Below are 11490 nucleotides of genomic sequence, written 5' to 3' on the forward strand. Positions count from 1 at the left end.
GAGATCGTTGATCCGGGCCTCGCTTGGCATCAGCCGCAAAGTGCCTGGCCGCGCTGTATCGTAGTTGGCCCAGCCCGAGCGAAAGAACGTCGCCTTGTGCTTTGCCACGGTTGCCAGCAGCTCGAGATCAGCGGCGGCGGCCTTACCCTCGACGGAGTCGAGCATCATGGCGAGGTCGTAGTAGTGGCGCGAGAAATATTGCGGGGTCGCCGACTCTGCTGGACGATGGGCTTCAGTGTGCAAGGCGGTGGCCTTTTCCCAGAAGGTGCGCCGTGCAGACAGGACCGTGACCGTCGTATCCGGATCTTCGAAGAAATCGGGAAAATCGTCGGCCGCGTAGGGGCGAATGAGCTTCTTCTCGGCGGGCCAAGGATCACCGCGGGCACCGAGTTCAAGCTTAACCCGTGGCGTGATGTAGGCCATGCCTTGATACTCGGCCGTCCGAAGCGTGACCGGGTAGTGGAAGTTCAGTGTCTGCGCGTCGGCTTCATCGATCACTAGTGACCACTCGTCGTGGTGCGGTTCGCCGAGCTCTTGGACGATCGCGGCACGAAGGGCGGGAAGCAGCCTGTCGGCGATATGCTTCTCGACATCTCCCACCAGGTCGTCGATGAGTTGACCTGACTTTTTTCGGCTGATGCCCTCCTTTTCTGGATCGCGATCACCTGTGTAGCCGAGGTCGGCCCGGTCGAAGGACAAATCGATGTCCTCGGAGAAACGGTGGATGATGCCAAAGGCCTTGGACAGGGACGTTCCGCCTTTGAAGACCAGGCTGGCTGCGGCGTCCTCCAGAAGATCGAACAATCGTTTCAAGGTCCAGCAGACCCAGAAGTCCTTCTCGATGATCGTGTTGGCGACGCCGCGCCCGGCGCCGGTTTCGCCAAAGAGTGCTGCCCGATCACTTGCCGGAAGAAGAGCAACCTTATCCATTCGCGGCGTTCGATGCTGTGTTGCCGATCGAGATCAGCGTCGGACGCATCCAGGCGGGAGCCTGAACCGCGTTGGACGCGAGTAGCCTCTTGTCACCCGCCGACAGCCGACGCGCGGCGAGCTGGGCCACGTCGGCGGCCCGCACCGGCCCGACGTGGCGAAGTGCTTGGACAACGGTTCCGGCAGGACTGCCCGGCGCGATCAGATGCTTGGGCGAAGCGTGACGCAGATCGACCACGCGTTTGCCCATCACGATCCGGCGCGAGGGCCCGTCCGTCAGATAAAGGCTCTTTGCGGGGACCTGCGTCGAGAGGCCGAGCGCATTGGCTGCGTGCGCGCCGGCGATCTGCGCCTTTGAACCAGTCTCCCGCGCGAGCGCACGCGCGACGTCGTCGGAAGCCGGTGAAAGCTGACCCAGCTTCGGATGCACCTTCGGATAGTCATAGAGGCCACGCGCCAAGCGGCGCAGTTTTCCACTCTTGACCAAGCGGGAGAGGGCCTGATCGACAGCAGCGCGCCCCGCCACATCGAGGAAGTCGCTGGGCGTGAAAACACAGCCACGCCCGCCAGCGCGGGCGCGGCGCATGATCCGATGTGGAACTGATATCATGGTCGTTTTCATGTGTCAGAAAATAGGCTATCTTTTTCTGACATTCAAGATGCCTGAGAAAACGCGAAGAAAGGGTGTCCCGATAATCGCCCACGAGACGGCGACAACCTTCGGCGGCCGCCGCCGCAACAAGGCGGCATCAGCCGGATATCGTGCCCAAAGACCGACAGCTCGCGTGCCAATAATGGGCAGTGCCACATGCGTCGAGGCCGATCAGGCATGGCGCAAGCTGCTCAAAGAACTTCAACCCTGCTGGCGGCGCAGCTGACGCCGGACGACGACTTTGCCGGTGCCATCGATCGCATGAATCTGAAACACCGACTTCGCAAGGTCGATGCCAACGGTAGAAATCTCTTCCATTCGTACGGTCCCATTCTGTCCATCCTAACCGATGCAACCTAGCACCGGCGGAGCGGGAGCCTTCCATCCCATCGATTTTGAACAGCTCTTGTTCCGGCCCCATCTCGGCCGATCGGAGTTCAGAGGGCGCCTCGTCCAGGAAAATGCCGGCCTTGTCGTCCCATCGCCGCAGATGGCCACCGAACCGGCGCATCGCTTCTTCAGAGAGATCAACGAGAATCGCTTCAATGCGGATTTCAACGGGAGCACCTTGGTCATCCAAATATCGGCCGCAGTGAAAATCGTGTTCATCAACGACCGGCCGACGGAAAAGGCGCTCGGGCCCGAGAACGAGGTCCAAAGCCTCGCACACGGTCGACTTTCCAATATTGTTTCCGCCGACGAGCAGAGTGTGCCCGGAGAAATCTACACTGCCCTGAGAGATGCCCCTGAAATTTGTAATCTTCAGCCGCCGAACGCGCATTTCATTCCCGCCCCCCGACTCGCTCCTTTGTTTTTCAAGATGTAGCGCAAACAGCAGAGTGAATCGCGCTGAGATTTGTACGAGTACTCCAGGTGCGTTTCGACTGCTGCGTCGCCGCTGTCCATCATGAGTTGAAGGCAAACCGCATCCACATCCCTCCTTATCTGCGGGAGAGGGAAACTTGTCGACCGGTCGCGGTCAGCTCTCGTGAGCCCCGAAAATTCGCGTTTCAGAGCCGCATTCACCTCGTGCCGGCTGACGCGCTCAGGTTCCGAGGGGCGCAGCGGATGATCGTCCTTGAGATCCTTATCGCTATCTTCTTCATCCCCACGAAGCAGTCGGGCGGGCCGGCACGAGCGCCAGCGATGCATACCGGGTAGACTTTGCCGCCCTCGCGCTAGAGCTTGGCCCACGCGCGCCTGCCAAAATCTAAATCCAGGAGTATGAACTGCTGCCCATCATGACGATGGCGCGCGACGGCACCTATGCAAAGACCATGGCCTCCGTCGATGAGATGACTCATTTCCCGCACAGTCTGGCCGGCGAAATGGACATTGCCGCGAACATGGATTGGTAGGAGCAGTACGAGATCAATTGCCTCACGAATACACAGCGCAGAACCATGATTGGGATTTGACCCTGCACGCGGCCGGCGAATTGGTCAGGGCGGGTCTTACCATGGACAAAAAGCCGCGAACCGGCAGCCTCTCGATGGGCTTCTCCTTTTTTACCGGTGGCATGGTTCTGGCGTTCGCGGCTATCGAAAGCTTCTCGGCATCCGTAGCGTTCGCCATGCAGTCGGACGAGCGTTTTGCAGGCTTCGATTTCCAGAAATACCGGAGCAAGAGGACGTTCTGGGACAAGATGGAATTGCTGATGTCTGCAGCGGGGATCGAGATCGACAAGAGCCAGGGGCTCTTTCGCGACATCGGACAGATGCAGCAGTGGCGGAATCTCGTGACCCATTCATCTCCCTACGAGATTGGCCCCACGGAGATTCGTGACACCGTTAAGGCTCCCGTCAGGCTGCACCGGAAGAACATGCATCTGGACTATGCGAGAAAAACCGATCCGGAGAATGCGGTAAGATTTTATAACACCGCCGTTGCCTATACCACGCTAGTGAAAGAGCGGACGGGCCTCGAACCTTATGCGTCCGTCACCTACAAAGGCGTGGAATAGCGGGTACTTTTTGCTCAAAAGTCAGGTCGACTGGACGGCTAAGCCGGCCGGCTCTATCGCTTCGCCACCCAGCCCGCACAGGCGATCCGAGTCATGTAGATGGCGCGATCTGCACTATTCTACGTATCCTTCGCGATCGGGTCGAAGAGCGGAAGAAGCAACTTGCCCGGTGAACTTATCGGCTCGATGTCGCTCCATGGTCTCGATGATAGGCGGAAACGGCCGATCCATTCTAAGCCGGCACACTCCCGGGCTATTCGCGTTCCTTGGGCAAGCCGAACGAGCGCGGCATCTCACGTGCTGGACGGCTAAGATGAAGGCGCATTGCTGCCGCTGGCAACCGAAGATGAGGAAGGAGGCGCAGCGCTGGCAGGCTTTGGACACCTGTCCATTTGCTATGCGTCGAAATGTGCATATATTGTGCGTATGAGAGGTCGGAGATTTGTCATGACCCACGCACGGCTCGCACATTCCGGGGTGGTCTCGGGCTTTGTGGATAGCCTGCAGGAGCCGCGCACGCCCTATATCTCGCCGAAGCGCCTGTCGCAGGCGCTAGGCGTGAAGGTGGCCAATTTGGCACAGTTGACGGGGGTTCATCGCAACACGCTCCGCAATCCCTCGTCGGAGCGCCTGCAGGGCCGGATGCGCGAGATGGTAAAAGTGATCTCGGCCGCGACGGAGCTCACTGGCGACGTCGAGAAGGCGATCTACTGGTATCGCAACGAACCAATCGCCGACTATGGCCATCGCACGGCGGCCGAGCTCGTCGCCGACGGCCAGGTCGAAGCAGTCCTGGCCTTCATCCGGGATCTCGAGAACGGCGCGCGCGGGTGAAGGTCACCCGCGTCGGGCCGGACGAGATCTTCCATCGCTATCTGGCACCCAAATAGGCCTTCCTGCCCACCAGCGGTGCAGGCGCGGCGATTGACGGCGGTCATTTCAACCGGCCAGGCGTCGAAGCACTCTATCTGTCCCGTTCGACCCAGACGGCTCTTGATGAATACAAGCAGGGTGCCAGCATCACCCCGCCAGCCAACCTTGCGGCTTACAAGATCACGCTCGCCGAGATGGCCGACCTTTCGCAGGGATTCGACCCGGACATCTAGGACGGCGCCTGGCATGAGTGAGATTGTGCCTGGCGCCAAATCGCTCGCATCGACAAGAAAATCCCGCCCTCGTGGAAGCTCGCAGACCTGATCATCACGGCCGGGCTCCGCGGCATCCTGTTCCCGTCGCTGTGTCACGTCGGCGGTACCAATCTGGTGATCTTTCCGGCCAATCTTATCGACGGCGATCATGTCGCGGTTGACGATCCCGATCACCGGCTGCCGCACGACCAGTCGTCCTGGTCCTGAGTCATCAGCTACTGTCTCTGTGGTCGCAACGCGACAACGCCCCGCTCACGGCACCTAGTCCTCAGCGACATCGTCCTCGCCCTCCCCGTTAGTCAACCCGGCTGGAATACCGCCGACCAGCAGCTTCTCCTTCGACAGCAGCCCTGCGTCCTCGAGCGCCTCGAAATCCGGCAGTTGGCGCAGCGTGTCGAGCCCGAACTGCGACAGGAAGGTCTTCGTCGTCACATAGGTGTAGGGCGCGCCCGGCTGCGGGCTGCGCGGCCCTGAGGCGATCAGCTCCTGCGCCCGCAGCACGCTGATCAGGTCGCGCGACACCTCCTTTCCGAAGAAGCTCGACAGCTCGCCGCGTGTGATCGGCTGCAAATAGGCGATGCACATCAAAACGAGAGACTCGGACTGCGACAGCTCTTTTGCCTCGGCGCCCTGCCCCGCAGCCGTGTCAAATGCACCTCGGATGACGTCGGCAAAGGCCCTTTTGGTCCGGTGTTGCCAACCGCCGGCGACCGCGACCAGCTCGTAGGGGCGGCCGGCGAGCTCGGCACGGATGTCGTCGATGACTAAATCGAGATTGCAGATTTTGCCAACGACCCGCGCCAGCACCTCGCGCGACACGGGTTCGCTGGCGGCAAAGATCACAGCTTCGACCCTGCCCATCCATTCCCGCCAGCGCAGCTCTGCTGGAAGGTGCTCGAGCTCTGTGTCGAGCAGGACCGGCTGGTCGTTTGCCTTGCGACGGGCGGACGCTTCGCTCATCGCTAGAGCCCAAACAGCCGAAAAGTTGTGCGACCCGAGAGCTCGCGCACGGCATCCAGTTGCTGCAGCCGCCCGAACAGCCGCCGCGCCGCAAAACGCGATAGATTTTTGGTCGTCAGCGATCCCGAAACAGCGTCTTCGTTGAGCAGCAAAAAAATCACGTCGCTGGCGCCCTTGGCGCGCAGTTTCGGCGCCGCGGCCAGGAGTTTTTCGGCGCGACGCGACACCTCGGCCGCCAACCGGCAGGCCTCGGCCGCCGCTTGAACCAGCGCAACGCAGACCGCCCGCTCAAAACCTTTTTCGCCGGGTCGGGTGCGCTTGCCGCCGGCCTCGCCGCGAAAAGCCGGGCCAAAGGCCGGGGCCATCAGCAGCGGCAGCGGCCGCGGCCAGCGCAGGCTTTGCGCCAGCACCAGGTCGGCGAGCCACCAGGCCAAAAGCTCGGCATCGGGGCGCATTGCGACGACGCGGGCCGCGATTGTCGCTGCGGCGAACGGCGCCGGCCGCCGCGACCCCACCACTTCTTTGATCACCGTGCAGAGGTCGGCGAGAGCCGCGCCGTCCCAATGGAGGCCAAGCTGGTCGACGATCTTTTCTAGCCGATCGGCGCTGGCGGCGGGCGGTTGCACGGCCAACTGCCGCCAGGCGCCAAGAACCGCGCCGGCGGGGCCGGGATCGGCGCCTGGCGGGCGCAGATGCCAGGCATCGCGCAGGGCCGCTTCGTCCTCGGCGCGGCCGGCGAGCCGCATGCTGGCCGCAGCGCAGTTGAGCGCCAGCCGCTGGCGCCAGGCGCCGGCCCAGCCAGTGTGCGCCCGGGCGAGGCCGTCGAGCGCGGCCAGGGCAGCACCCGCTTGGAAGGCGGCGTCGGCATCACTGGACGCGCCGCCGCCGGCGAGCGCCCAGACCGGGACGGTCGGCGGCGCGGTTGGGGCGGGGCTTGCGGCCGCGAGATCGAGGCGAATCATGCTTTTGAGGGTAAAGTGGCGGTGCGCTTTCCGCCATCAATTTTGCACCAAAACGCACAGCCTGTCGGAAAGATAAAACGAATGATAATGTTGCCTTATCAGTCACTTACGCCTTTCGCCCTTTGCGTGGAACTAAGGCATCGACGTTGCGGGCTCCCGTCTCAAATCAACCCCCACGCCCGAAACCTTCCCCTCCCCGTCATCTCGCGAAGGCCGAGCTCGCTGACAAGATTGAGCGCACCCTGCTTCGAGACTTTTAGCCGGTCCTGGATCATGCCCGTGGAGACGAGCGGACGCGACATGACGAGTTCGACCAGATCCGGCAATTTCGAGCTGACGCGGCGCTCACGCAGCCGCCGCTCCATCTGGCTTTTTGCCAACACCAGCCGATCATGCTCCTTCAATCCCGTCAGCGCCGCCTCCTGTATGGCGTCGATGCAAGCCAACAATCGGTCGTCGCGATTGCGCGCCCGCCGGCGCTCTCTTGGAATATTCTTGGCGCCGAGATGCAGTGAGGCGAGGTGGCGGCCGGCGAGCCCTTCCTGCCTCATTAGTGCCGACACCAGCAATGGCCCCAACCAGGCCGCATGCTGCAGCACTTCGATGCTGGACCATGTCTCGAGCAGGATCGCCGCACGCAGGATCACCGGCAGTTGGCGTGTTTCGCCGAGCCCACCCTGCCACTCGGCCAGGCGGGCGTCTTCGTCCCAGTCAAGATCGTAGACCATCGCTGGCCGAGAGGCTCGCGGCGCCTCGTTACGTGGCGCTGCCGGCTCCCGTGCCAGCACCTTGGTCGCCCGTTCAAGCACAGCGTCGATCGCCGCCAACTCTTGCGCTAAGGGATCCGGCTCGTCCATGGCGGTCGGCTCGTCAGGCGGTGGTGCCAAACTCCCCTCCCCTTCCCGGCCTCCTTCCGCCGACCCGCCCCCGCCGCGGCCGGTGAGCTGGCGAAGGCCCTCGCGGCCCAGCGCCCAGTCGGGCGGCCGGGCACAAATTTGCCGCCGGGCGCGCAGAACCGAATGCGCGCGGGTGAGCTCATGGGTCGGGGCGCGGACATCCATGTGCGCGTCGTGCAGCACCAGGTCCTCGAGATGGACGAGCTCGCCCTCGAGCCAGAGTGCTGCGGTCGCGTCGGCAAAATTCTGCCGCTCGATCCACCCCTCGCGAATGGGAGAGCGGGCCAGGCGCTCGTCAAGACGCGTCAAAAGCTCGGTGGCTGTCGCTTTTACTTCCCGATTTCAAACAAGGAAAAGTCAGGTGTTGTTTAGGTTTAGGCGCTACGACAGCCCCGATTTTTCGCTAACGATTTCACTGACTGCTCGATTTGCCACACCGATTGCACAACCGCAAAGCCGCACCCGGCACGTCGCATTCCGACGAAGCATGGTCGGCGGCACGTCGTCTCGCTCGCGAGCTCGACAGGATTCTCGACGGTTCGGGGCCAAGACGCGCGGCAATCAACCGGGCCGCGGCCGAGCTGCGCCTCTCGACCCGCCAAGTCTACAATCTGCTGGCGCGCTACCGCAACGATCGGACCGTGACGTGTCGCTTGGCAGGTAACTATGAGAATGGCTTTTCAAAGATTTCAATGAGATAGCCGCGCACTTAATTTGAGAATGTGCACTTAACTTGATAATCGAGCCGGGCCATTGCCATTTAATGTGAGACTCAGCCTCAGCAACGTGGCGGCATTGCATTTGCTGAGGACGGCGGATGAACTTCAAAGAATGCACGGCCTTCGCAACGATGGCAGTTAACTTGAGAACCCGAGCTACGCCTTTCTCACAATTAACAGCACAATATGACTGAAACGACCGCATTCTCGCAATTAACTGCCAAGCGACATTTGCGTCTCGCGCCAACCGAGGGATCACTACTGCAGTGACCGGTCGTGCAGGTCGGCGACCACCCTGGAGATGGCCTCTGCGATGAAGGCCGGTTCTTCCCAATGCGGATTGTGGCCGCAGCCTTCCGCCTGAACCAGCAATGCATGCGGAAGAGCGTGGGACAGCGCCTGCTGATGCGCCTCGCCGAACAGCGGATCGCGCGCGCCGGCGACGATCAGCGTCCGAACCTGCACGGCCTGCGCCGCGTCGGTCAGATCGGCACGGCGGATTTCCTCCAGGATGGCGCGCCAGAGCGACGCCGGCATCGCCGAGGCATCCTTCGCCAGACCGGCAAGAAAGGCTTGGGGCACGCCAGGCCGGCAGGCATGCCACCAGGCATAGAACGGATCGGCCGCCGATATCGGATCGCGCAGGGCCTGAACGCCGAGGACAAGGGGATGGTCCCGCGCCAGATCGGGCTTCAATGTACCGGCCATGAGCACCAGCCCGCCGACGAGCTCCCTATAACGTGCAGCCAGCGCTACAGCCACCATGGCGCCAAGGGAATGGCCGACGACCACCGGCCGGTCTAGCCGCAAGCGGCCGATCAATCCGGCGATGTCATCTGCGAAATCGGCGATGCCGCAGCCCTCGCCGGCTTGGGAGCCGCCATGGCCGCGCAGATCCGGCATGACCAGCCGGCGGCCGGCCAGATGTGGCGCCAAGAGCGAAAAGCTGCGGCTGGTGTCGGTAAAACCGTGCACCAAAAGCAGCGCCGGCTCGGCGCCGGCGATCTCGACATAGGCGATGTCGCGATCGCCACTCCTGATGAATTGCTTGCGGCCGGCCCAGCTGTCCTGCTCGGCTCGCACATTCGGCGATCCATCAAGTGCTGCCGGTCTCACAGGCCGAGCTTTTCCTTGACCGCGGCAAGGCCGGGCTTGCCATCGAATGTGGTGACGCCGGCGAGCCAGGCGTTGAGCCTATCCTTGTTCAGCGTGATGGCCTTCAGCCCCGCCTCTTCCGGCTTCATGCCGTCATTGATCAGATAGCCCATGCCGACATTCTCGAAGTCTATGTCGAAAGCGAGGTTCTTCAGCAGTTGCCCGGCATTCGGGCACTGTTTGAGATAGCCCTTGCGCACCTGCGTCGTCACGGTCGCCGCACCGAGGTTGGGGCCATAAAACTTGTCGCCGCCGGTGAGATATTTGAAGTCGTACATGGTGTTCATCGGATGCGGGGCCCAGCCCTGGAAGACGATGAACTGCTTTTCCTTGATCTCGTAGCCGACCTCGGAAAGCATGCCCGCCTCGCTTGACTCGACGACCTGCCAGCCATCGAGGCCGAGCGACGGATCGGCGATGGCATCCATCATCAACTGGTTCGAGCCAGGTTCGATGCCGTACATCTTCTTGCCGAATTTGTCGGCGAATTTGTGCAGGTCGGCGAAGTCCTTGACGCCGGCTTCCCAGACATAGGTCGGAACGGCGAACGTGTATTTGGCGCCCCTCAGATTGACGCGCACGTCCTCGACCGATCCGTCCTTCTTGTAAGGCTCGTAGTAGGTGACCATGGCCGGGTTCCAGTAGCCCAGGAACATGTCGAGGTCGTTGTTCTTCATCCCCTCGTAGATGACGTTGATGCCGAGTACCGAGCTCTGCGGCTGATAGCCAAGGGCCGCGAACAGGACATTGGCAACCCCGGTGGTGAAGGCCAGGTCGTTCCAGCCGGGTTCGGCCATGCGGACGGCTCTGCACTGCTCGGGTTCGGCTGCCTGAGCCGCATGAGAGGCCAGCGCCAGGGCGGCAAGACAGACGCCATTTGCAAGGATGCGGAACATTCGGTTCTCCTCTTTTTATCAAATTGACCAATTGGTCTTTTTATTGCCCCATCGGTCAATAGTTGATCTAAGTGGACGAAAATGTCAACGTGGATTCGCAATGCGTGGGTCAATCCGTTGAAGCTCAAGCGTCTCAGTGAAATACGCCGCAAGGAGTTGCGGCAGGCGGCCTTCGCCGTGCTGGAGCGCGAAGGCATCGCCGGCGCGACTCTGGAAAAGGTCGCCGCCCATGCCGGCGCCTCCAAGGGCATCGTGCTGCACTATTTCCGCAACAAGCAGGAACTGTTCGAGCATGCGATGCGGGAGGCCAACGCCGTTTTGCGCGACGCGGTGGTCGCCCAGCTTCGCCAGGCCCGGACGCCGATGGAGCGCCTCGATGCGGTAATCGACGGCAATTTCGAGGAGCATCTGTTCCTGCCGCCTTTGTGCCATGCCTGGCTCTCGCTCTGCGCCGAGGTGCCACGCGACGAGAAGCTGGCGCGTATCCAGAAGGTGCTCCACGCGCGCATGCGCTCGAACCTGTTGTCCGGCCTGCATGGCCTTGCCGCGCCGGCGGATGCCGACGACATCGCGCTTGGCGTCACCGCGCTGATCGACGGGCTTTGGCTGCGGCTCGGCCTAGAGCCGGGCAGCGTCTCGCGCGAACAGGCGATCCGCCAGGTCAAGACCTACGTCGCCGCGCGACTGGCCACGCGGGAGATTGTGCCTGCCGTCAAATGAATGCTGCCTTGGCAGCAGCTTGCCGCAGTTCATACCGTGCGATAGGCCGGCGGCTTGACCGCCCATGTATTTGAAGGTTTCCCGATCCTATTTTTACGCGCGCCTCGCGCGCTGGGCCTTGATGGTGAAGAGACAAGCGAGCGACTTAGTCGAAAGCGCTTCGCGTTTGAACGGATCCAGGCGACCCGCATTGGGTCTATGTCGCGAATGCGGAAAAGTCCCCTACCCCTTTGACCGGCGCGGGAACAACCACGCCTGCAACAGCCCAAGAAGCGTCGACGAGCCCAGGTGTCGCTTGGCAGTTAACTATGAGAATGGCTTTTCAAAGATTTCAATGAGATAGCCGCGCACTTAATTTGAGAATGTGCACTTAACTTGATAATCGAGCCGGGCCATTGCCATTTAATGTGAGACTCAGCCTCAGCAACGTGGCGGCATTGCATTTGCTGAGGACGGCGGATGAACTTCAAAGAATGCACGGCCTTCGCG

11 protein-coding genes and 4 pseudogenes are annotated in these 11490 nt (G+C 61.9%); 5 read left to right on the forward strand and 10 right to left on the reverse strand.

Annotation, left to right across the window (positions count from 1 at the left end; all coding sequences use genetic code 11):
• The 4 genes and pseudogenes from EN859_RS04815 to EN859_RS39070 form a co-directional block, all read right to left on the reverse strand.
• Window positions 1-804, reverse strand: an 804-nt coding sequence (locus EN859_RS04815) for a nucleotidyl transferase AbiEii/AbiGii toxin family protein (protein ID WP_348632911.1), incomplete at its 3' end; no start/stop codon positions are given.
• Between the two features lie 118 nt (window positions 805-922).
• On the reverse strand, window positions 923-1516 hold the full coding sequence (locus tag EN859_RS04820) for a DUF6088 family protein (RefSeq protein WP_127851766.1): 594 nt from the start codon (window positions 1514-1516) through the stop codon (window positions 923-925).
• Window positions 1517-1671: 155 nt separating this feature from the next.
• Window positions 1672-1900 (reverse strand): annotated as a pseudogene (locus EN859_RS39065) (IS110 family transposase); the annotation flags it as partial.
• 325 nt (window positions 1901-2225) lie between these two features.
• Window positions 2226-2363: pseudogene (locus EN859_RS39070) on the reverse strand (AAA family ATPase); the annotation flags it as partial.
• Between the two features lie 594 nt (window positions 2364-2957).
• On the opposite strand from EN859_RS39070, the gene EN859_RS04830 reads away from it, so the two are divergent.
• The 3 genes and pseudogenes from EN859_RS04830 (at window position 2958) to EN859_RS04840 (ending at window position 4900) form a co-directional block, all read left to right on the forward strand.
• A complete protein-coding gene (locus EN859_RS04830) occupies window positions 2958-3545 on the forward strand; it encodes a hypothetical protein (RefSeq protein ID WP_127851767.1) in 588 nt (195 codons plus the stop codon).
• Window positions 3546-3992: 447 nt separating this feature from the next.
• Window positions 3993-4379 carry a hypothetical protein gene (locus EN859_RS04835; protein WP_127851768.1) on the forward strand — a complete coding sequence of 129 codons (387 nt, stop codon included), beginning with the start codon at window positions 3993-3995 and terminating at the stop codon, window positions 4377-4379.
• 62 nt (window positions 4380-4441) lie between these two features.
• A pseudogene (locus EN859_RS04840) lies at window positions 4442-4900 on the forward strand (RES domain-containing protein).
• Window positions 4901-4954: 54 nt separating this feature from the next.
• Here EN859_RS04840 and EN859_RS04845 read toward each other — a convergent pair.
• The 3 genes from EN859_RS04845 to EN859_RS04855 all read right to left on the reverse strand — a co-directional run bounded on the left by EN859_RS04845 (window position 4955) and on the right by EN859_RS04855 (window position 7820).
• Entirely contained in the window at window positions 4955-5653 is a 699-nt protein-coding gene (locus EN859_RS04845) for an SMC-Scp complex subunit ScpB (RefSeq protein WP_127851769.1), read from the reverse strand.
• A 2-nt stretch (window positions 5654-5655) separates the two neighbouring features.
• Window positions 5656-6615: a DUF1403 family protein gene (locus EN859_RS04850; RefSeq protein ID WP_127851770.1), complete on the reverse strand. Its 960-nt coding sequence runs from the start codon at window positions 6613-6615 to the stop codon at window positions 5656-5658.
• A gap of 161 nt (window positions 6616-6776) precedes the next feature.
• On the reverse strand, window positions 6777-7820 hold the full coding sequence (locus EN859_RS04855; protein WP_127851771.1) for an RHE_PE00001 family protein: 1044 nt from the start codon (window positions 7818-7820) through the stop codon (window positions 6777-6779).
• A gap of 119 nt (window positions 7821-7939) precedes the next feature.
• Between EN859_RS04855 and EN859_RS39075 the strand changes: the two are divergent.
• Window positions 7940-8158 (forward strand): annotated as a pseudogene (locus tag EN859_RS39075) (transposase); the annotation flags it as partial.
• A gap of 330 nt (window positions 8159-8488) precedes the next feature.
• On the opposite strand, the gene EN859_RS04865 reads toward EN859_RS39075, so the two are convergent.
• Window positions 8489-9346, reverse strand: a complete 858-nt coding sequence (locus EN859_RS04865) for an alpha/beta hydrolase (RefSeq protein ID WP_127851772.1) — start codon at window positions 9344-9346, stop codon at window positions 8489-8491.
• The gene (gene choX / locus EN859_RS04870) at window positions 9343-10281 is read right to left on the reverse strand and encodes a choline ABC transporter substrate-binding protein (protein WP_127851773.1); all 939 of its coding nucleotides are present in this window, start codon (window positions 10279-10281) and stop codon (window positions 9343-9345) included. The genes EN859_RS04865 and choX overlap by 4 nt, the downstream gene beginning before the upstream one ends.
• Before the next feature lie 81 nt (window positions 10282-10362).
• On the opposite strand from choX, the gene betI reads away from it, so the two are divergent.
• Window positions 10363-11001 (forward strand): transcriptional regulator BetI, encoded by a 639-nt coding sequence (betI, locus tag EN859_RS04875; RefSeq protein WP_127851774.1) that lies wholly within the window; start codon window positions 10363-10365, stop codon window positions 10999-11001.
• A 302-nt stretch (window positions 11002-11303) separates the two neighbouring features.
• Here betI and EN859_RS38640 read toward each other — a convergent pair.
• Window positions 11304-11490 (reverse strand): hypothetical protein (locus EN859_RS38640; RefSeq protein ID WP_210237682.1); only part of this gene is annotated, 187 nt, incomplete at its 5' end.

Source organism: Mesorhizobium sp. M00.F.Ca.ET.216.01.1.1 (assembly GCF_004010325.2).
In the GTDB taxonomy this organism is placed as follows: Bacteria; Pseudomonadota; Alphaproteobacteria; order Rhizobiales; family Rhizobiaceae; genus Mesorhizobium.